Raw genomic sequence first — 18,625 nt, forward strand, 5'->3', positions numbered from 1 at the left:
AATCGACAAGCCGTTACCGTCTAAGGTCGCAGGAATGGCGGCCAATGGATAGACAACGGCGTGTTGAAGGTGGGAAGAAGCTCGTGAAGATGCGTCTTCTACGCGAGACGAAGCGGGCATTCGCTGCAGTCTTTCCAATGACTGCTTTTTCACCTAGTTTCTTGAAATCCGAGCGGTTACGTAGGCACCATCACCACACAATTTATTTAGATTTCGAGAGGTGTCGAGCATGCCCACTTGCTTAATCATCGGCGTGGGCACGGGCCTTTCGCGATCAACTGCGAGCCGCTTCGCATCCGAAGGATACGACGTAGGATTGATAGCTCGGAGAGCCGACGTCATCGCGCCGTTGTGCGCAGAGTTGAACGAAATGGGCATCCGAGCGGCCTGGAGTTGCGCCGATGCAGGCGACAGTGCAGAGCTCCTTGAAGCGATTGCATTTGTCGAAGGCTGCATCGGCGCGACTGACGTGCTGATCTATAACGCCTCCGTAATGCGCTCCGCACTACCGTTCGACCTGACGAGCGATGAGTTGCGTAGCGAGTTTGAGGTCAACGTTGTGGGTGCTTTCGTCGCAGCCCGTGCCGTCGCCCCGGCAATGACGAGGAAGGGTGTCGGGGCAATTCTCTTCACGGGTGGGGGGCTTGCGTTGGAACCATATCCTGAGTGGACTTCACTCGCAGTGGGCAAGGCAGCGCTTCGCAGTCTCGCCTTCTCGTTGTTCAAGGAACTATCGCCTCAAGGTGTGCATGTGTCGGTCGTCGCGGTGTGCGGGATTGTCGAACCAGGCGGGCCCTTCGATCCCGATCAGATCGCTGCAGAATACTGGCGACTGGCAACTGCATCAAAGGGAGTGGAGGACCGCGAGCTCATCTATCAACCCGATGGAACCGACCCGAACTATAACGACCCCGAACGCACCCACATGGCCACAACGATCACCCCGGCACATATCAAGGGGTAGCTCCCCGCGGCTCATCAAGCCAGCCGCTCGCTCAAGCCGCAGCATTCGCCAATTGAGCCCGAAGCTGCCGTCTGATCGTTTGCTGGCATAGCTCGCTTTGCTGGTTTAACGCCCCAGTCCCCGCTTGCGACCGAAGCTCCAATCGATGCCGCCATCGCCGCGCGCGACACCGGAGATGTGGCGGCCGAGATGCTTCTCCATCGAAGGCGTCCAGGGCACGAGCTGGAAGCCGAGCCCGTCGTCAATCATCGCGAAGCGCCCGGTGGCGAGCGTCAGGCGCTGGCGATAGGCCCCGGCGACGTGCTCACCGCTTCCCGCGCGCTGGAACGGTTGCCCTGTCTTCGCTGCCAGCTTCTCGCCGACTTCGTCCACCTCGCGCCGGCGGAGCGTGTCGATGAGATTGCGGCTGAAGACGATCCGTCGGCCCTGCCGCTCGGCGAACCCTTCCCCGATCAGATGGTCGGCCCGCCTCTCGAGGGCATTGCGCACCTCCGCTCCGAAGCCGCCTTGGGAGAGCGCGGCAGGCTCGCGCGCAATATTCTGCCGGTCGAGCCAGGTCGCGCCGGACGCGGTGACCTGCCGTTCGATGTCGAGATCGGAGCGGACCGCGAGCGCGACGCGGCGTTGGCCGCGGGAATCGTCATAGGCGCGCAGTTCAACGATCGAGCCTGGCGCGCTGTCGCCGGCGGCATTGAGATCGGCGAGCTTGACGTGATGGCTCCGCCCATCAATGCCGTCGACCACGGCATAGGCCGTGCCCTTGAGCTCGTCATCGAGCCCGCGCTCGACCAGGCGGCCGAGGATGGGGACGTCGAAGCTCTCGGCAGCCAGCACATAGTCCGCCGATCCGCGCTCGATGCCGCGCTCGGTCAGGGCGCGATGCATGCGCTTGATGATGTCGCCGCGCTCGCCGAGCTCGCGCAGTGTCGCCTCGGCCCTGTCGCCGATCATCCATTGACCGGGGCCGACCTGCTCGGCGAGGCCCAGTGTTTCCAGCTTGCGCAGCCGTCCAATCTTCAGCGCATGGAATTCGTCGGGTTGCTCACCCGGATTGGGTGCGAGATCGATGATTCCGGTGCGCCGACCGTCGCGCACGAGCTGACGGTCGAGTTGGGTCCAGCGCTCGGTCTCGATCTGGCTTTCGAGGGTGCGGCGAATATCGAGGTCGGTGCGCGGCCCTAGCTCCTGGGTGATGAGATCGCGTGCCCGGTCACGCATGCCTTCCTTGATGTAGTCGCGCGAGATGACGAGGTCTTCGCCATCGTCGCGTACGCCGCGCACGATCAGATGGACATGCGGGTGCTCGGTGTTCCAGTGATCGACGGCCACCCAGTCGAACTCGGTGCCGAGATCCTTCTCCATCTGCCCGACGAGATCGCTGGTGAAGGATCGCAGGTCGGACATCTCCAGCGCATCGTCGGGCGAGACGATGAAGCGGAAATGATGCCGGTCGTCCTCGCAGCGCTCGGTGAAGACACGGCCATCCGCTTCTTCCTCTCCCGGCCCGAACAGACGCGCCTTCTCCCCGTCCCGGGTGACACCATCGCGGCGCAGATAGTCGAGATGTGTGCCGAGCGGCGCGGCGCGCCCCGAATGGCGAACCACGCGCGCCTTGATGACCGCGCCGCGAGAGCGCGCGGTGATGAGACGATTGGCCTGGATACTGGCTCGCTGGCCGTGGCCGAAGCGCGAGCGGTTGCCGGATGTGACGCGCCCGGATCGTGACACGCTGCCGCCCGCCTTCTTCGCTGCTGCTAGCGCCTGGGCGATGAAGGGGCGCGCCGCTTGGGCGCGAGTCGAGCGGATGCGGCCAGGACGGACGCGGAACTCGCGGTCATCGGACATGGCATTGTTCCGCAATGTGCGGAAAAGGCAGGACATTCGGGAAGTTGAGTGCGCGGCGCACATTGCGGCGTAGCTGGACAATGTGCGGAACGCGCCAGAAAATCCAAACAAAACAACCGACCGACCGGCGCGCAATGTGCGCCCTTTTATCCTGCCATCGGTCGGTTGTGGTTCCTGCGGCTGCCCTTCGCACTCTCCATGACACGCCAGAGCCCGAAAGTATGCGATGAGAGCTGAAACGCGTCATCGCTCACCCCCAGTGTCATCCTGCGCCATGAAAATGGATTTGGGATGTGACTGATCCTCGGCACCGGGCTGCACCGGCATGGAAGCGGAGGTGCCGTCCGAGTGCTTCTCCGTGGCACTATCCGCGACTGTCCGGCGGTCAACTGAGCGCGGGACGAACAGCGGCGCTTCGCGCCAGTCGGGTGGCGGTGAGGGTACAGCCGGAGCGCCGGGCGATGGCACCGTTGCGCCCAGCGCCGGTGCAAGCAGAGCGACATAGGCGCGTGTTTCGGCGGGCAGCGGACGACCCGCTGCGAGGTGCTCGTCGTAGCGATCCGGCCCCGCATTGTAGGCCGCCAGCATCGCCGGGATCGTGCCGTAACGGTCGTACATCTCGCGCAGATAGGCCGCACCCGCCAGGATGTTGTCGCGCGGGTCGAAGGGATCGGAACCGAGCCGATGTCGAACCCGCAAATCATCCCAGGTCGCCGGCATGACCTGCATCAATCCCTGTGCTCCTGCGCGTGAGACCGCGCGCGGATTGCCAGCGCTTTCGGCATGCATGACGGCGACGATCCAGCGTTCGGGAATCCCGAACCGCTGCGCCGCCTCGGCGATATGGGCGGCGATGGGATCGCGGACTTCGTGTCGTCCGGTGGGCGTCGGCTGTGCGGCCGCGCCGCCGATTTCGAGCGCATTGATGACGAGGCCGGAAAGGAGAAGGAGGACGATGCGGCCGCAGGGAGCGCACCGCCGCAATGGTGCTGACGGACCGATGAGCGGCATCGATCAGTCCTGTTCGTCGCGCTTCTTCGGGCGCGTCCAGTGCAGGCCCCAGTCGCGTCCGTCCTCATCAGACTGGAACAGCCGGGCGCGCACCGGAATGGGAAAGGCGGGATCGTCGAGGACGACGGAGATGAACGTGCCGGCGCGGTCGCCGGTATGTTTCCAGCCGGCGCCGACTTCGGGGCCGGTCTCGTCGCCGAGATGGACGCGGTAGGCCGGCGCGTTCTCGCTGTCGGCATTCTCGGCCGTGACGAATGTAAGCTCGCAGTCGAAGGACAGCGAGCGCATGCGACCGCTATAGCCGTTTTCCGTGCGCGTGAATTGTCCGATCTGGGGCATGGTGAACTCCTTGGTTGGATGCGGTGGGATTGCTGGAAGGCGTGCGCCGTCACCGCGTCGGCGCGCGCCAGGCGAAGCGACCATCGCCGTCTTCGTCGGTGTAGAGAGGGATGGCCCGGCCGATGACGGTCGTCGCCGGAAGCGGTCCGAAATACCGCCCGTCGAGACTGTCGGGGACTTGCCAGTTCATGAGGAAGAGCTCGTCCTCGGCGACGATGCGACAGCCGCTCCAGACCGGCAGCGGCCGGTCGAGGCGATCACGGTCGCGCGCTTCACCCATCGCGATTCCGTCGACCGTGATGGTGCGGCCGATCCGGCATATGCGCTGTCCCGGCAGCCCGAGGACGCGCTTCAGGATCGGCGCGTCGCGGCCGATATAACCGCGCTCGACCATGAAGTCCTCGAGCGGCTCGGGCGGCATGACCGCGACGAGATCGGGGACGTCGAGATGCGCGGCAGGTTCGATGCGGTAGAGCCCGATCGGTGCGCTGGCCGACACGTTCCAGACGAGCTTCAGCGATGTCGGAACGATGGCGGCCGCGGCGACGCTCGTGGCGGTGAAGTAGGTCAGCATGACATAGCCGAAGCGGGTCATCGTTCGATCTCCCGCCGCTTGAGCCAGGCCTGGTGGCGCTCCTTCGTGTAGGGACGCGGTTCCTGGCCCGCGCTCATTCGGTGCGCCACATGGCGCCAGTGATCGGGCGCGGCGTCGCAGGGATCGACGTCCGCGGCTTCCACCGCGTCGATGTGCTGGAGCACCCTCTCGACCTTCGGCCAGCCTTCGATCTTGAGCAGGATTTCCCCGCCGGGACGCACGAAGGGTAGCGTTTGGTATGCGGCGCCGGGCTCGACGGCGCGCAGGATGTCGATGCGCGAGATGACCGTGCCGTAGTCGTTGGCCGCCCATCGCACGAAGGCGAAGACGGCGCCGGGACGGAAAGATACGACGCGCCGTCGGCGGTCGATGATCCGCTCGCCGGCCTCGCGGCCGAAGCGGATCCAGTATTCGATCCTGCCCTCGATCCAGGTCAGTTCGACATGCGTGAGTGCGTCGGAAGTATGGGCGGACGGCATCGGGCCGGTGCCGACACCGGGGGCTGTGGCGCCGGTCATGATGAATCTCCTTCGTCGTTCGGGAATTCGCGGGCGAGCAGGTCGCGCAACATGTCGGCGACGGTCACTCCTCGCTGGAAGGCGGCGATCTTGATGCGCCCGCGCAACTCGGGCGTGATGTCGATCGTCAGGCGCGCGGTGAACCTGGACGACATGCCTTCACGGGGAGCCGCATCGGCCGACCTGATCCACTGCTCGGGATCGCCCGGTCTCGCGGCGAAGGCGCGGCGGTTTGGGCGGTCGCTCATGGTGCGAGCCTTCCGATCTCGGCCGCGAGCGCCGCCACTTCCCGCGCGGCGATGCTGTCCGCGTCGCATTCGCAAACGAGGCGGCCGGACTGCGCGGCCGACGCAAAGATGACGCGCTGGCCGATGGTCGCGCGGAGCGCGGGCGGGTCCTGGTCGGCGAGCGCATCACCGGTCTCGCGCGCGATGATGGTTCGGGTCGGACCGCGGTTGAGGACGAAGCGCACGACCAGTTGCGGACGGAATATCCGTGCCTCCTCGATCAGGCGCAGGATCTCCGCCGAGGCCCAGCCATCGAAGGGTGACGGCTGAACGGGAATGAGGATGATGTCGGCGGCAAGTAGCGCCGAGCGCATCAGCCCCGCAACGCGCGGCGGACCGTCGATGACGACATGATCGGCAGTGCGGGCGAGTTCCGGCGCCTCGTGATGGAGCGTGTCTCGTGCGAGGCCGATGACGCCGAAGCCCCGCGGCAGGCCCTGATGGCTGCGCCGTTCCGACCAGTCGAGCGCCGATCCCTGTGGGTCGGCATCGATCAGGGTGACGGTGCTTCCGCCTCGCGCCCATTCACCGGCGAGATGCAGAGCGAGCGTTGTCTTGCCGACACCGCCTTTCTGATTGAGGAGCGCCGCGATCATGACGCGCCTCCCGAACCGTTTCGGGCAGGTGGATCGCTCGCGGCCCCAGCGTCGTCATCGCGTTCGGAGAACGCCGTATGCCGCCTCCGCTCATCCTCTTTTCGGCCCGTCGGAGAGCGGTTTTCCCCAGAAGGCGCGCTCCTACAAAAGTTAGATTCTTTGTTAGACTCTAAGTTAAGGCGTCGATTTTCGCTTTGTGCGGAAGAGGTTAGATGCGGTTTGGGTTCCTGATAGCACGATGGGTCGGTTCCCGATGGCACGATAGTCCGGGTTCCCGATAGCACGACGGCTTCCACAGCCTGTCCACAGGGCGCCGGCTCGAAGGCGAGCAGCGTGCGCCCGCCCGCTTCGATTTCGAGAAACAGCGTGTAGCCCGGCAGCGGTTGTCGCTGAATGATCGCGCGGAGCTCGAAGGCGAAGCGCTTGAATGGCGAGAGGCTCCCGGATTTGACGTAGAGGTGCCGGAGGTCGAACCGCCAGCCGCGCTTTTGTCGGCCGCCATGCTTGCGCACGATCCGGTAGAGCCAGCGTTCGATCCCGCCGGTCAGACTGAAATAGGCGCGGTCGATGGTGAGGACGAGTGCCTCGTCCAGCACCGCCTTGTAGAACCAGTCCGGCACGATGAGCTCGATTCCGTCCGGATTGCCGAACGCGTCGGCGCGCTCCGTCCATTCGTTGATCCAGGAGAAGCGATGCATGCGCCGACCGGTCGCTGGCGCATCGGATGTGCGTTCAATGCGGCTTCGAGGATTGGCCGGCGGCTGTCGCAAAGTGGTCGCGACCGTCGTCGATTGTAGCCGGTCGAGTGCGGCTCTCAGCCGGCGATAGTCGCGCGCGCCGGTGCCACGTCCGACGAAGGTCAGGATTTCGTATGGGGTGGTTGCGATCAGGCGCGACGTGCGAAAGCCGTTGTCGCGCGCCTCGACGATCTGGCTGGCCGCCCAGATCAGGATATCGGCATCCCAGATTGTGGCCATGCCGTGTTCCGGCACGGCTTCCACGCGGATGGCGATTTCGCCGGAACGGTATTCGATCGGCTCGACGCGGTGGGATTTGGATAGAGAGAAAAACGGATAGGCCATGAGGTCCTGCGCATCGCGCGGCGCGAGATCGCTCGGCAGAGCGCGGAACAGCTCAAGCTGCTCCCGTTCCGATCTGCGGGGCCGCGCCGTCATGGGAGTATTCAGCGGCTCTCGGCAGACGACGGATCGTCATGACGTTTGGCCGGAAGGACCGTGCCGACGCCGGGGTCGGAGGTGGATCGCTTGGCGCCACGCTCCGCCCAAGCCTGCAGGTCGTCGACGGAATAGACGACACGGCCACCGAGTTTGCGGTAGGCAGGACCGGTCCCGTAGGTGCGGTGCTTTTCGAGGGTTCGGGCGGAAAGGCTGAGAAAGCGCGCCGCCTCGGGCGTTCTCAGATAGCGCGGCGGGATGCCGGCGGTGGCTGCGGACATGATCGTGCCTCCGTGATCCTTGTTGGCGCCGCCGGATATCGGCGGAGCGTCAGGGTCACGGTGGCGGAGAAGAAAGGGCGTGGGGGAGTGCGAAGATTCGAAAGTACATTCGCACCCCGATGACCACTAGTTTCGGTCGGGACGGTGTCCGAGAAGAAGTCTGCGATAACCGCCCGCCACGAGGTCGAGGCCCGATCTCGTGCGACGCATCACGGTGTCGCGCAGTGGAGCGGATTTCCAGGTGATGGCGTTGACTGGCGCGGCGCCAAAGACAGCCTCGGCGATTTCCCGGTAGGTGGCTCCTGCACGTCGACCGTCGATTGCGCGGAGGCTCTCAATGAGGCGTTGTCTGCGTTGGGGCGTCAATCTCGTGTCGGGCGATATCCGGTGATGGAGGGCAGCATCGCGGAACCGAACAATCGCATCGACCCGATCCTGCATGAGCTGGTCGATGAGTGTAATAGCGGCCACCGATCCGTTGGGAGCTTTGCCGTCGAGGCAGATTGCTGAGAAGTGCTCGGTGCCGATCGCAAAGCGAATATAGAGACCTTCATCCGATGTTCGGGCATCGGCCGGATGGACTTTGAAAATCACCGTGGGCATGTTCGGGCCCGGTTGAGGGGCGAAGATCAGGACGCTCGGATCGACGGCAGGGCTCCAGAAGATGTCGGCATTGGGCGCGGACAAGTTCGGCGCTATCGGGAAAGCGCAACCCCCAGTGCGCCGTCAGCGCGGTCGCGGCGTGATCGTCCGCGGGATCGGAAGCCGAGACTTCCTTTTCGTATTCGGGATTGCGCCTGAGAAACTCCCAGGCGAGTTCGGAAGGATTCAGACCGTTCAGATATCGATAGTTCGTCGGCTCGCGCCAGTTCGTTTTCGCCACCATGCCGATTTCCTCCCCGACTCCACGCGGTGGTTCGCAGGTCGTTGGAAGATCGCGTCAAAATTGAAACTTGGATAGCCGGGCAACCGGCATATAGAGATGCGTTTTGCGCATCACCAGTCAGTGATAGGCGGATCGAAGAAGATCGCGGTAGCCGTTCTCGGTCATCCAGTGTGCGCGGGCGAGATGTGTCTGGTGAACGTGTTGAGCACGATCGGGCTGTTCTTCGGGGTCGAGTCCAAAGATGATGCGGACTGCTTCAGCCCAATGCGCGGCGTCGGCCTCCGCATCAAGCAAGCGAAGATATGTCGCAAAATGCGCACGATCGTATTCGGTCAGGTGTTCGCTGTGCGGCGGCTCGTCCAGAAAGTCAGCTTGCCCCATCTGTCCCCCAGTCCATTGGCGCGAGGCCTCGGTACATATGGTTAACGTAAATTGACAAAATTTGTAGTGGCGCGCCGAAAAACCGCTCCGCAAGATGTGGCGCATTGCGCCTGACACTTCCGTCGTCAGGCCAGCGCTTCCGACTTGTCAGGTTTCGTGGCATCGACAATCATCACTCCTTCTCCTCGGTCAGAGGACAGGAAGACGATGCCTGCTGCTTCGAGCGCCCGGCGAATCTGGTCGCACGTGCTCTCATGCACCTTGAGTCCATTGACGGATTCGAGGCGCTTGAGTGCGGTCAGCGAAACCAGGGCCTTCTCAGCGAGCATCTCTTGCGTCCAACCGAGCAATGCGCGCGCGGCCCGTGCCTGTCGGGCGGTGATCATGCATGATCACCTCCTACAGACCCCGGCATTCACGCCACTAAAACGACTATAATAGTCGCCTTGGGCTGATTTGAAAGCAAAAAAACTGTTTTGAATCGGGCAATCGGCGGTTGACGGCACATCTGATTCGGTCGGCACAAGAAAAGGTCCCGCCCGGACCTGCCGGGCGGGAATCTGTCCGGCTTCACTCGCCGTTGCGGCGGGTGGGACGGGACCAGATGAGGCTGTAACCTCCGTCCTCGTCGTCGAAGAGGTTGGCGTAGATCGGAGCGGTGAAGCTCGGATCGTCGAGCTTGAGGCCGAGATAGTCGCGGCCCTCGTTCGACTGCTTGGACCAGGCGGCTCCAATTTCGGCGCGGCCGACCAGGACGCGGTGGCTGGGAGCGTTCTCGCTGGTCTGGTTGGTTTCGGGAACGATGCGGACGTTCTTGGCCTGCACGTTGAGGGTGACAATCTCGCCGGTGAATTCGTTGCCGGACTTCTTGAAGGTGCCGATGGTCGCCATGGTAGTTCTCCTTGATCACTGGTTTCGAGCCCGCACCATGCGGCCTCGATGGCGATCGGAAGGGCCGGAGGCGATCGACGGCGCATCGCTTGCGACCGCAGCGTCAGCGGAGGATGGCGATCCGGCGGGTTTCTTGCCTCGCGAGGAATGGCGGCGTAGCCGGCAGGGGAAGAAATTTGACGGGCGCCATTGAGCCATAGGCGATCGAGGCGCAGCCGGTCTTCGGCCAGATCAGCCCATTGGAGAGGCCGTTTGGAGCGGTCGGCTCACAGGGATCGTTCAAGGAGAGAATGGCAGCTCTGAGTGCCCCGCTTTATGTCCGGCGAAGGCACGGAAATCGTCTTCGGCCCAGCAAGCCATTCCGCTCCGTATCCAGCCACACCGCCGGACACGAACCTACAGCCCACCCCCATGCATGTCTGGCTAAGCGAATCGGGACTGCACGCGCCATGCCGTCCGCGGAGGTGACCCACCATCGAAAACATCGATGCGTTCGGCACCGCGTCTACGCCTCGCTCAGCCTTCGATACGGACGCGGCACAAGACCTCAGCCCCTGTCCCGGCTTCGCCTGCAATGGCATTCAGATGCTGGCAGGCGTCTGTCCGGCAGGCCCGGGCGGGGTCATTGAGGTCACGCGCACGAACGCCGTGATGCCGACCGCCACCGCGCCGATCACGGAGAAGACGGTCTGCCAGGTCTCCGACGGCATGAGATGCTTGACGATGCCGTGGGTGGCGTGGAAGCCCGCAACGGCGGCAGGTGCGACGAAAGCGAGCGCTACGGAGAGTTTTACCCACATGGGCCGGGCGAACAGGATGAGGAACTGCGCAATGCCGAACACAAGGCCCGCGCCGACAAGTCCGACAAGGACGCTGCCCGGCAGGCCCGCGCCGGTCTGATAGGCCCACATTCCTGCCGCCACGCCGCCGAGCGCCGGCAACGCATAGATGGCGAGCGTGAACAGCAACCAGCAGAGGACTGCAATTGCAGTGATGGATCCGAGAATTGCAATAATCATGGTGGCATCTCCGTAAGATGAGGTTCGAACGGTTGCGCCTCCACCACCACCACGGCGCACAAGAACTATATCACAATTGTTGCTGAGCTGTGAGCCAGAAGGTCCGCTCCGAACCCTTTCAAGACATTCGGTGACATGCCGCCCGGCCGGTAGGACCGGGCGGCAACCAGATCAACTCTTGTATGCCGAAACCATCAACATCATTGGCCGCTCCATCTCTTCGGCCAGCTCTGGCATCGCCGCGATCTGGTCCGATGTCGGTGAAAACTCCTCGATCCGTCGCAGAGCGAAGCCCGCGCCGATCAGGGTGTTTATCGTAGTCGCCAGTGTCCGATGCTGCTTCAGCACCCCCTCGGCGAAACCAGTTGGTGCTGCGCTCGCCCTCTGTCGAATAGCCGTTGACCGGCCATGTCTTGCGTCCGTTCTCGTCCTCAATCCAATCCGGATGGATTGCGGCCATGAAGATCGGGTGCTCAATCGTGAAGACTAGATCGCCGCCGCGCGTAAGCGCGCGATGGAGCGTGCGCATCAGCAGCCCGAAATCGCGTACGTAGTGGAAGGTAAGTGCGCTATAGATCAAATCGAAGGCTGCATCTGACAGTTCGAGCGCGTCAAGATCGGCAATGCGATAGGTGATGGCGGCATCGTCAGTGTCGGCCCGGGCTCGGTCGATCATGTTTCGGGACAGGTCAAGACCCAGGACCGTTTCCGCCCCCTGTTCGCGGAACCAGCGGGATGCCCAACCGAAGCCGCAGCCCAGATCGGCCACGCTCTTGCCTGCCACGTCTGGCAGCAACGCGCGGATGGCGGGCCATTCCGGCGCACCATCCAGCCCTTGCACCTGACGGGGAAGCTGGCTGTAGCCAGCGAAGAAATCGGGATTGTCGTAGATATTCTGTGCCATGTTCATCTCCAGAGAAAAAGGGGAGGACGAGGCACGTTTTCCACGCCAAAACACCTCGTCCGAAAGGGCGAGGCCGAGGCTGGCAATCGGCGTGGTCAGGTCGCGTGATCGTCATCCCGGCATCCCGCCAAGGGGACACCGGCTGACCGGGCGACTATATGGATGTCCTTCTCAACCATGCGAACGGTATCGACCGTGAGGTTAGAAAAGTCAATTTCATCGCCATGCGAGTGGCCGGAATGTCCCGCTAAGCCGCCATATGCAGCGGTTCATTCGAACCGCCAGACCGGGATGCCGAGTTTCCTGGCCTTGTCGGCGAGGTTCTCCTGGATGCCGGTGCCGGGGAAGACCATGACCCCGATCGGCAGGACATCGAGCATCTGATCGTTGCGCTTGAAGGGCGCGGCGCGGCCGTGGTTCGTCCAGTCCGGCGCAAAGCCGATTTGAGTGACGTTGCGGTGATCGGCCCAGCGGGCGGCGATCTTCTCGGCGCCTTTCGGCGACTTGCCGTGCATCAGCACCATGTCCGGGTGCTTGGCATGCACCTGGTCGAGCTTGTCCCAGATCAGCTTGTGATCGTTGTAGTCGGCTCCGCCGGAGACGGCGACCTTCGGACCTTCGGGTAACAGCACCTCCCGGTTGGCGCGTTTGCGCTCCGCGATGAAGTCCCGGCTGTCGATCATCGCCGATGTCAGGGCGCGATGGTTGACGTGCGAGCCGGTGCGCGGTGACCACGGCGATCCTGTGGTGCGCAGATAGTGCTCGGCGGCGCTGTCGCGGAAGACTTCCAGACTGTCGCGCCGTTCGATGAGACCTTGGCCGGTCTCAATGAGGCGTTCGAGCTCGACCGCCTTGATTTCGGAACCGTCCTGTTCACGCTGTCCGCGCTTCTGGGCCTGCTCGTTGTCGTCGAGCTTGCGCTCGAGCCGGTCGGCCGCACGGTGGAACATGTTGACCGTCGACCAGAGCAGATCGTCGAGTTCGCCATCTAGGGCGGTATCCGCCATGGTGGCGATCAGGGCGTCGAAGATGTCGGAGACTGCGCCCGCGATGACATTGTCCTCCGGGACGAGGCGGGGGTCCGGACCGTGCCCGTCGTGGCAGTAGCCATGAAGTTCCAGTTCGTTCAGTGCGTGCTCGGTTGGCGAGGATTCGTGATGGGGTTCGAAGGTGTCGTCGTCGAGTGTCATCGGGTGGCTCCCTTTGTCGGTTGGCCGCGCCCGCCGCGGCCTTCATGGCGCCGAAAGACGGCGGGCGGGCCGGGCCTGCATCCTGGAGCGGCTGCGGAAGGACCGGAGCGTCAGCGGAGGATGGCGGAGGCCGGCGATTTTGCTTCGCGATGGAAAGCGGCCGTCAGGCCGCGCCGGAAAATCGTCGGCCGCAGCCATTGCCGGACCGGGCCGCCTGCTGTCCGGTCGCCCTCTGAAGAAGGCCGGGGCGCGGCCCTCTCCGGCATGCTCGGGGAGCCGTTGACGAAGGCTGCGACGTCACCGCCATAGCCCGCAGCGCTGCCCCGTTCAGGCGGACAGAACGGACTCCATGAACCTGGCGACATCCTGCGGCGCGAGTTGGACCCGGATCGACGCCCGGAAGGCGTCGAGACCACGCAGGCGCAGATCCTCGTTGAGATCGCCGAGCATCGGCGAAAGCGGCAGTGCCTCTATGCCGAGCGCATCGGCCCGTTCGACGAGTGTGTCCCGCGCGCCGTCGCCCGCCGGGTCGTCATCGCGGACGATATAGAGCCGGCGCAGCGTGTCGGGGAACAGGATGGCGGCAAGATGAGCTGCGGAGAGCGCAGACGCCATCGGCATCTCGGGCAAGACACAGCGCAGTGACAGCATGGTCTCGATGCCTTCGCCCGCCGCCATGACCTCGCCCGCCACGCCGAAACGCACCGCGTGGCCGAGCAGATCGCCCATTGCCCGTCGCGGTGTCTCGATCGGCGCCTTGCCGAACGTCGCTTCGCTGAACCCGTTCGGATCGAGCCAGGTGCGATGCGCGCCAGTCTGGTGACCATTCAGATCAGTGACCGACGCGATCAGTGCGGGCCACGTCTCTGTCGGGCTGTTCTCGTCAGGCCGGTAGTAGCAGCGCGGATGAAACCGCAGCGATCCGGTTCCGTGCAAAGCCGTAATGCCGCGGTTGCGGAAATACGATTCCGCGAGTGTGCCCATAATCGGCCGCGCCATCGAGAACAGGCGTTTCGCCGCCAGCGGCGAACCCGTTGGTGCGGGCGACGTCCGTCCCGGCGATGAAGCCGGCTCAGGCTCGGGATGCGGTAGGCTGAGAAACCGCCGCGCTTCGTCGGCCACGTCCCTGAACTCGGTCAAACCGCAGCTTTCGCGGATCACATCGAGGAGATCGCCGTGTTCACCCGTTGCGGCGTCTGTCCATTTGCCCGCCGCGCCCTTGCCGGATTCGGGGCCGGTCAGACGCACGAACATCGAACGCCCCTTGGTGTTGCGCACGTCGCCCACCATCCAGTAGCGGCCCTCGCGCCGTCCGTTCGAGAGATATTCGCGGCACACGGCCTCGGCCTGCCTGCCGAGACGATGTGCGAGGTCGGAAGCGTCGCGGGTCATCAGGCTGCCTCCCGCTCGGCGATGCGCTCGACCGGGAACCGCTCCAGCAGTCTCGCGAGGACGGCGGAGCCGGACGCATCGGTTGGGACGAACAGCCGGAACTTCCACGAGATGATCTCGCCGAAGAGGCCATAGGCCTTGAGGCGGTCGCGCATCGTGTCGGTGAAGCCGGTGAGCTCGATGCGGTTCGCGCCCATGACGCGGGCGCGACGAAGCTGAAGGCCCTCGGCGAGATCGAGGATCGTGCGACCCTCGGTCAGCGCGGCGAAGGCATCGTCCCCCGAGAGGCTGGCGGCGCCCGTCGTCGCCGCGTTCGCGGCCCAGGCCGGTGAGACCTTGCGGCCAATGATCCGCTCGCCATCATCGGTCTGCAGCCGGTAGACCCGCGTCGATTCATTGGGCAGGCGCTTCCAGATCGGCAGCAACAGCCCGGAAACGATGTGAACGGTGCTGTCGGTATATTCCGGGACTGCCGCAACTTCGGTGTCCCAGATGTGCGCAAACGTCTCGCGGTCGGTTTCGACCCAGTGCGTCTCGCTCATCATTGCGAGGGGCACCTTGGTGGATTCAATCGGTCGGATCAGGCGCACCCGGCGTTCGACGACACCGTCGTCGTCGATCACGCTGGTGGTCGGAACGCGCACGGCGGCCCGGCCTGATCGCTCGTTAACCAGCAGGGCGGCACGCGGATCGGCGAGATGGTCGAGCGCCTCGTCCAGCGCGACGGGATGGTTGCGTTCCCGCTGCGCGATGGTGAGCAGCGTGGTCTCCGCGCCGGTCGCCGGATGTGTATGGATCACCTGCCGGTCGGTGACGGTGAACTGCTCACCTCTCAGCGTTTCCAGCCCGACATCATAGGTGCCGCTGGCAATGGCGCCCTCGATCCGGGCGGTGAGGATCTGCTCGAAATGCGCGAACAGGATGTTTTGTAGATCGATGGTGAGCGCCAAAAGCCGGTTGAGGAAGGTGGTGATCGGCGGCAGTTCGTCCTTGATGCCGGTATCATCCATCAGCTTCAGACCAGTCGAGGTCTCGAAGGTCTGCAGCGAGCAGCCGTCGACCTTGCCGCCGACGATCATGAGATAGAGCCGGCGCAGCGCGTCGCGCGCATAGGCGCTTTCGAGATTGTCCTCGGCGCGGAACAGGCCCTGGCCGCCGGTCTGGCGCTGGCCGCGCGTGATCGCCCCGAGCGTGTCGAGGCGGCGGGCGATGGTGGAGAGGAAGCGTTTCTCCGCCTTCACATCCGTGGCGACCGGCCGGAAGAGCGGCGGCTGTGCCTGATTGGTGCGGTTGGTGCGCCCCAGGCCCTGGATCGCGGCATCGGCCTTCCAGCCCGGCTCCAGCAGATAGTGGACGCGCAGGCGCTGGTTCTTCGCCGTTAGGTCGGCATGATAGGAGCGCCCGGTGCCCCCGGCGTCCGAGAAGATGAGGATGCGCTTGAGGTCATCCATGAAGGCTTGGGTTTCGGCGAGGTTTGCCGATATCGCGCGGCCTTCGACGGCGAGGCGATCAGCGGTGGCGCCGACACCGGGCTTGCGGACGATGCGGCGTGAGCGGCCCGTGACCTCGGCGACCATGTCGGTGCCGAAGCGATGGATGATCTGGTCGAGCGCACCGGGGACCGGCGGCAGTGAGGCGAGCTTCTCGATGAGCTTGTCGCGCCTTGCGACGGCCTCGCGGCTTTCGACGGGCTGGCCATCACGGGTTACCGGGCGGGAACACAGATTGCCCTCGGAGTCGGTGAAGGGCTCGTAAAGCTGCACAGGGAAGGAATGGGCCAGATAGTCGAGCACATATTCGCGCGGTGTGATGTCGACCTGGACGTCATTCCAGTCTTCGGTCGGGATGTCTGCGAGCCGCCGCTCCATCAGGGCTTCCCCGGTCGAGACGATCTGGATGACGGCGGCATGGCCGGCTTCGAGATCGGCATCGATGGCGCGGATCAGCGACGGCGTCTTCATCGCCGTGATGAGGTGGTTGAAGAAGCGCTGCTTGGCGCTCTCGAACGCCGAGCGGGCCGCGGACTTGGCCTGCCGGTTCAGCGTAGCTCCACCGCTATCTGGGCTGCCGGTGACATTGGTTGCCTGCATGGCGGCATCGAGATTGTTGTGAATGATCGCGAAGGCGCCGGCATAGGCGTCGTAGATGCGCCGCTGCTCTTCGGTGAGCTGGTGCTCGACCAGCTCGTATTCGACGCCTTCATAGGACAACGAGCGGGCCTGGTAGAGGCCGAGCGCCTTAAGTTCGCGTGCCAGCACCTCCATGGCGGCGACCCCGCCATCCTCGATTGCCTCGACGAATTCAGCGCGTGTGGCGAAGGGGAAATCCTCGCCGCCCCACAAGCCGAGCCGCTGGGCATAGGCGAGATTGTGGACCGTGGTGGCGCCGGTTGCCGAGACATAGACGACGCGCGCATCGGGGAGCGCGTGTTGCAGGCGCAGCCCGGCGCGGCCCTGCTGCGAGGCGGCCTGGTCGCCGCGGTCGCCCTTCGATCCGGCGGCGTTCTGCATGGCGTGGCTTTCGTCGAAAATGATCACTCCATCGAAATCCTTTCCCAACCAATCGACGATCTGCCGGACACGCGAAACCTTCGATCCGCGCTCGTCGGAGCGCAGCGTGGCATAGGTGGTGAATAGGATGCCCTGCGGCAGACGGATGGGCGTACCCTGGCGAAAACGCGAGAGCGGTGTGACCAGGAGTCGTTCCTGGCCGAGCGCCGACCAGTCGCGCTGCGCATCCTCGAGCAGCTTGTCCGATTTGGACACCCAGACGGCGCGGCGACGGCCCTTGAGCCAGTTGTCGAGCAGGATGCCGGCGACCTGGCGGCCCTTGCCCGCGCCGGTGCCGTCGCCGAGGAACCAGCCACGCCGGAAACGGACCGCGTCGGCGGCGTCCTCCGCCGCAGCGGTGACGACATCGCAGGTGTCATCGACGGTCCAGACGCCGGCGAGATGCTGGGCATGGGCTTCACCGGCATAGATCACGCTTTCGAGCTGGGCGTCGGAGAGAGTGCCGTCGGCTACGAGCGTCGCTGGCAGATGCGGGCAATAGTCCGGTTTTGGCGGCGCAACAGAGGCCATGGCGGCGGACTGGACGAGCTTGGTGGGATGCGCCTGAGAGCCGGGAATACGGATCGACTGAAGCGCGTATTCTTCATAGATCGCATCGGTGAGGCGCCCGCCCTGCGGCGGGGTCCAGTCGAGTGTCTCATAGGTGAGCTCTTCGCCGCTCGGGTCGACAATCGAAAATGCGGATTTCAAACCGCTCGAACTGCCGGGCGCGGCGGAAGTCGAGCGCGGCGGGGTGACCCGTTGTCCGGAGATCGCCGGTAAGGAGACCGGCGCGCGGGGCGGTATGTCCGCCTCGATCCAGCCAAGCAGCGTCGCGACATCGGGGGCGATACCCCGCGATACCGGAAGGGCGGTGGGATCGTCGTCGGCGATTTTGTCGATCACCGTCAGCCGCGTATCGATGGTGGTGCCATGGCGCGCATAGACCGCGCCGTTGATCGCAGCGGTGAAGACCACGCGCCCGTGCTCCTGCAGGCGCGTGAAGGCGTCCCGCCATTTCGGCGTGTCGGGTGCGAAACTGGCGCCGGTGATGGCAACGAGGCGTCCGCCCGGCGCCAGGCGCGCCAGGGCGGAGGCAACATGACGATAGGCGGCATCGGCCATGCGCCCGGAGACATTGGCCATCGCCGAAAATGGCGGGTTCATCAGTACGACGCTGGGAACGGCACTGGCGTCCAGATAGTCGTCGATCTGGGCAGCATCGAAGCGTGTGACCGAAAGAGCCGGAAAGAGGGAAGAGAGAAACGCGCCGCGCGTCTCGGCCAACTCGTTGAGATGGAGCCGGCCCCCGGCGATTTCGGCGAGAATGGCGAGCGGGCCGGTGCCGGCCGAGGGTTCCAGCACGATGTCATCCGCGGTGATCGCGGCGGTGGTGGCCGCGGCGAAGCCCAGGGGGATCGGTGTCGAGAATTGCTGGAAGGCTTCGCTCTCTTCTGAGCGGCGGGTCTGCGAGGGCTGAAGGCCGGCGATCCTGGTGAGCAAAGGCAACGCGGCCGCCGGAGACCCGGCTTTGCGCAGTAGCGCCTTTCCGTATTTGCGCAGAAACAGGACGGCCGCACCTTCGCAGACGTCATAGGCGGTTTTCCAGTCCCAGGCGCCATCGGTATCGGAGCCGCCGAAGGCGGCGTCCATTGCAATGCGGAGCGCGGGCGCGTCGATGCGGCGGCCTTGTTCGAGAAGCGGAAGGAGTTGACGGGCGGCGCGGGCGAGCGCCGCCGCGGGAACGATCTCTGTCATGGGGAGAACCTCGGGAGAGCGGGAACGGGGCAAGCCGGGCAGCG

Annotated in this window: 20 protein-coding genes; 1 reads left to right on the plus strand and 19 read right to left on the minus strand. The window is 64.6% G+C overall.

Features of this window, described 5'->3' with window-relative positions:
* Positions 1–229: 229 nt before the first annotated feature.
* Positions 230–964 (plus strand): SDR family NAD(P)-dependent oxidoreductase, encoded by a 735-nt coding sequence (locus FIU86_RS19370; RefSeq protein ID WP_152476624.1) that lies wholly within the window; start codon positions 230–232, stop codon positions 962–964.
* A gap of 105 nt (positions 965–1,069) precedes the next feature.
* Here the strand turns inward: FIU86_RS19370 and FIU86_RS19375 are convergent, their stop codons facing one another.
* The 19 genes from FIU86_RS19375 to FIU86_RS19460 all read right to left on the minus strand — a co-directional run bounded on the left by FIU86_RS19375 (position 1,070) and on the right by FIU86_RS19460 (position 18,581).
* On the minus strand, positions 1,070–2,809 hold the full coding sequence (locus FIU86_RS19375; RefSeq protein WP_152476626.1) for a VirD2 family relaxase/mobilization nuclease: 1,740 nt from the start codon (positions 2,807–2,809) through the stop codon (positions 1,070–1,072).
* A 243-nt stretch (positions 2,810–3,052) separates the two neighbouring features.
* Positions 3,053–3,820 (minus strand): lytic transglycosylase domain-containing protein, encoded by a 768-nt coding sequence (locus FIU86_RS19380; RefSeq protein ID WP_152476628.1) that lies wholly within the window; start codon positions 3,818–3,820, stop codon positions 3,053–3,055.
* 3 nt (positions 3,821–3,823) lie between these two features.
* Positions 3,824–4,159: a DUF736 domain-containing protein gene (locus FIU86_RS19385; protein WP_152476630.1), complete on the minus strand. Its 336-nt coding sequence runs from the start codon at positions 4,157–4,159 to the stop codon at positions 3,824–3,826.
* 49 nt (positions 4,160–4,208) lie between these two features.
* Positions 4,209–4,754 (minus strand): S26 family signal peptidase, encoded by a 546-nt coding sequence (locus FIU86_RS19390; protein ID WP_152476633.1) that lies wholly within the window; start codon positions 4,752–4,754, stop codon positions 4,209–4,211.
* A complete protein-coding gene (locus tag FIU86_RS19395; protein ID WP_152476635.1) occupies positions 4,751–5,272 on the minus strand; it encodes a DUF2840 domain-containing protein in 522 nt (173 codons plus the stop codon). Before FIU86_RS19395 ends, FIU86_RS19390 begins: the two co-directional genes overlap by 4 nt.
* Positions 5,269–5,520 (minus strand): hypothetical protein, encoded by a 252-nt coding sequence (locus FIU86_RS19400; protein ID WP_152476637.1) that lies wholly within the window; start codon positions 5,518–5,520, stop codon positions 5,269–5,271. Before FIU86_RS19400 ends, FIU86_RS19395 begins: the two co-directional genes overlap by 4 nt.
* Positions 5,517–6,155, minus strand: coding sequence for a ParA family partition ATPase (parA, locus tag FIU86_RS19405; RefSeq protein ID WP_152476639.1), 639 nt, complete (start codon positions 6,153–6,155; stop codon positions 5,517–5,519). The genes FIU86_RS19400 and parA overlap by 4 nt, the downstream gene beginning before the upstream one ends.
* Positions 6,152–7,330 carry a replication initiator protein A gene (locus FIU86_RS19410; protein ID WP_152476641.1) on the minus strand — a complete coding sequence of 393 codons (1,179 nt, stop codon included), beginning with the start codon at positions 7,328–7,330 and terminating at the stop codon, positions 6,152–6,154. Before FIU86_RS19410 ends, parA begins: the two co-directional genes overlap by 4 nt.
* Before the next feature lie 8 nt (positions 7,331–7,338).
* Complete coding sequence (locus FIU86_RS19415) at positions 7,339–7,611, minus strand: AlpA family transcriptional regulator (RefSeq protein ID WP_152476643.1); 273 nt, start codon at positions 7,609–7,611, stop codon at positions 7,339–7,341.
* Positions 7,612–7,737: 126 nt separating this feature from the next.
* Positions 7,738–8,214, minus strand: a complete 477-nt coding sequence (locus FIU86_RS22725; RefSeq protein ID WP_254703895.1) for a DUF2285 domain-containing protein — start codon at positions 8,212–8,214, stop codon at positions 7,738–7,740.
* Entirely contained in the window at positions 8,162–8,497 is a 336-nt protein-coding gene (locus FIU86_RS22730) for a DUF6499 domain-containing protein (RefSeq protein ID WP_216647192.1), read from the minus strand. Before FIU86_RS22730 ends, FIU86_RS22725 begins: the two co-directional genes overlap by 53 nt.
* A 117-nt stretch (positions 8,498–8,614) precedes the next feature.
* Positions 8,615–8,878 carry a DUF2285 domain-containing protein gene (locus FIU86_RS19425; protein WP_152477245.1) on the minus strand — a complete coding sequence of 88 codons (264 nt, stop codon included), beginning with the start codon at positions 8,876–8,878 and terminating at the stop codon, positions 8,615–8,617.
* A 125-nt stretch (positions 8,879–9,003) separates the two neighbouring features.
* Positions 9,004–9,264 (minus strand): helix-turn-helix domain-containing protein, encoded by a 261-nt coding sequence (locus FIU86_RS19430; RefSeq protein ID WP_152476647.1) that lies wholly within the window; start codon positions 9,262–9,264, stop codon positions 9,004–9,006.
* A gap of 184 nt (positions 9,265–9,448) precedes the next feature.
* Positions 9,449–9,769 carry a DUF736 domain-containing protein gene (locus tag FIU86_RS19435; protein WP_022698286.1) on the minus strand — a complete coding sequence of 107 codons (321 nt, stop codon included), beginning with the start codon at positions 9,767–9,769 and terminating at the stop codon, positions 9,449–9,451.
* 581 nt (positions 9,770–10,350) lie between these two features.
* Positions 10,351–10,788 (minus strand): hypothetical protein, encoded by a 438-nt coding sequence (locus FIU86_RS19440; protein ID WP_152476649.1) that lies wholly within the window; start codon positions 10,786–10,788, stop codon positions 10,351–10,353.
* A 118-nt stretch (positions 10,789–10,906) separates the two neighbouring features.
* Complete coding sequence (locus tag FIU86_RS19445; protein WP_254703896.1) at positions 10,907–11,692, minus strand: bifunctional 2-polyprenyl-6-hydroxyphenol methylase/3-demethylubiquinol 3-O-methyltransferase UbiG; 786 nt, start codon at positions 11,690–11,692, stop codon at positions 10,907–10,909.
* 269 nt (positions 11,693–11,961) lie between these two features.
* A complete protein-coding gene (locus FIU86_RS19450; protein WP_152476650.1) occupies positions 11,962–12,882 on the minus strand; it encodes a DUF2493 domain-containing protein in 921 nt (306 codons plus the stop codon).
* Positions 12,883–13,209: 327 nt separating this feature from the next.
* Entirely contained in the window at positions 13,210–14,274 is a 1,065-nt protein-coding gene (locus FIU86_RS19455; RefSeq protein WP_152476652.1) for a toprim domain-containing protein, read from the minus strand.
* Positions 14,274–18,581, minus strand: a complete 4,308-nt coding sequence (locus FIU86_RS19460; protein WP_152476654.1) for a strawberry notch family protein — start codon at positions 18,579–18,581, stop codon at positions 14,274–14,276. The genes FIU86_RS19455 and FIU86_RS19460 overlap by 1 nt, the downstream gene beginning before the upstream one ends.
* Positions 18,582–18,625: the final 44 nt, after the last annotated feature.

Origin of the sequence: Roseovarius sp. THAF9 (genome assembly GCF_009363715.1) — a bacterium.
GTDB lineage: Bacteria > Pseudomonadota > Alphaproteobacteria > Rhodobacterales > Rhodobacteraceae > Roseovarius.

What these genes read in the sequence shown, in the direction of transcription:
- FIU86_RS19370 (WP_152476624.1), top strand. Translation starts at nt 230, where the DNA reads ATGCCCACTTGCTTAATCATCGGCGTGGGCACGGGCCTTTCGCGATCA.
- FIU86_RS19375 (WP_152476626.1), bottom strand. Translation starts at nt 2,809, where the DNA reads ATGTCCGATGACCGCGAGTTCCGCGTCCGTCCTGGCCGCATCCGCTCG.
- FIU86_RS19380 (WP_152476628.1), bottom strand. Translation starts at nt 3,820, where the DNA reads ATGCCGCTCATCGGTCCGTCAGCACCATTGCGGCGGTGCGCTCCCTGC.
- FIU86_RS19385 (WP_152476630.1), bottom strand. Translation starts at nt 4,159, where the DNA reads ATGCCCCAGATCGGACAATTCACGCGCACGGAAAACGGCTATAGCGGT.
- FIU86_RS19390 (WP_152476633.1), bottom strand. Translation starts at nt 4,754, where the DNA reads ATGACCCGCTTCGGCTATGTCATGCTGACCTACTTCACCGCCACGAGC.
- FIU86_RS19395 (WP_152476635.1), bottom strand. Translation starts at nt 5,272, where the DNA reads ATGACCGGCGCCACAGCCCCCGGTGTCGGCACCGGCCCGATGCCGTCC.
- FIU86_RS19400 (WP_152476637.1), bottom strand. Translation starts at nt 5,520, where the DNA reads ATGAGCGACCGCCCAAACCGCCGCGCCTTCGCCGCGAGACCGGGCGAT.
- parA (WP_152476639.1), bottom strand. Translation starts at nt 6,155, where the DNA reads ATGATCGCGGCGCTCCTCAATCAGAAAGGCGGTGTCGGCAAGACAACG.
- FIU86_RS19410 (WP_152476641.1), bottom strand. Translation starts at nt 7,330, where the DNA reads ATGACGGCGCGGCCCCGCAGATCGGAACGGGAGCAGCTTGAGCTGTTC.
- FIU86_RS19415 (WP_152476643.1), bottom strand. Translation starts at nt 7,611, where the DNA reads ATGTCCGCAGCCACCGCCGGCATCCCGCCGCGCTATCTGAGAACGCCC.
- FIU86_RS22725 (WP_254703895.1), bottom strand. Translation starts at nt 8,214, where the DNA reads ATGCCCACGGTGATTTTCAAAGTCCATCCGGCCGATGCCCGAACATCG.
- FIU86_RS22730 (WP_216647192.1), bottom strand. Translation starts at nt 8,497, where the DNA reads ATGGTGGCGAAAACGAACTGGCGCGAGCCGACGAACTATCGATATCTG.
- FIU86_RS19425 (WP_152477245.1), bottom strand. Translation starts at nt 8,878, where the DNA reads ATGGGGCAAGCTGACTTTCTGGACGAGCCGCCGCACAGCGAACACCTG.
- FIU86_RS19430 (WP_152476647.1), bottom strand. Translation starts at nt 9,264, where the DNA reads ATGATCACCGCCCGACAGGCACGGGCCGCGCGCGCATTGCTCGGTTGG.
- FIU86_RS19435 (WP_022698286.1), bottom strand. Translation starts at nt 9,769, where the DNA reads ATGGCGACCATCGGCACCTTCAAGAAGTCCGGCAACGAATTCACCGGC.
- FIU86_RS19440 (WP_152476649.1), bottom strand. Translation starts at nt 10,788, where the DNA reads ATGATTATTGCAATTCTCGGATCCATCACTGCAATTGCAGTCCTCTGC.
- FIU86_RS19445 (WP_254703896.1), bottom strand. Translation starts at nt 11,692, where the DNA reads ATGGCACAGAATATCTACGACAATCCCGATTTCTTCGCTGGCTACAGC.
- FIU86_RS19450 (WP_152476650.1), bottom strand. Translation starts at nt 12,882, where the DNA reads ATGACACTCGACGACGACACCTTCGAACCCCATCACGAATCCTCGCCA.
- FIU86_RS19455 (WP_152476652.1), bottom strand. Translation starts at nt 14,274, where the DNA reads ATGACCCGCGACGCTTCCGACCTCGCACATCGTCTCGGCAGGCAGGCC.
- FIU86_RS19460 (WP_152476654.1), bottom strand. Translation starts at nt 18,581, where the DNA reads ATGACAGAGATCGTTCCCGCGGCGGCGCTCGCCCGCGCCGCCCGTCAA.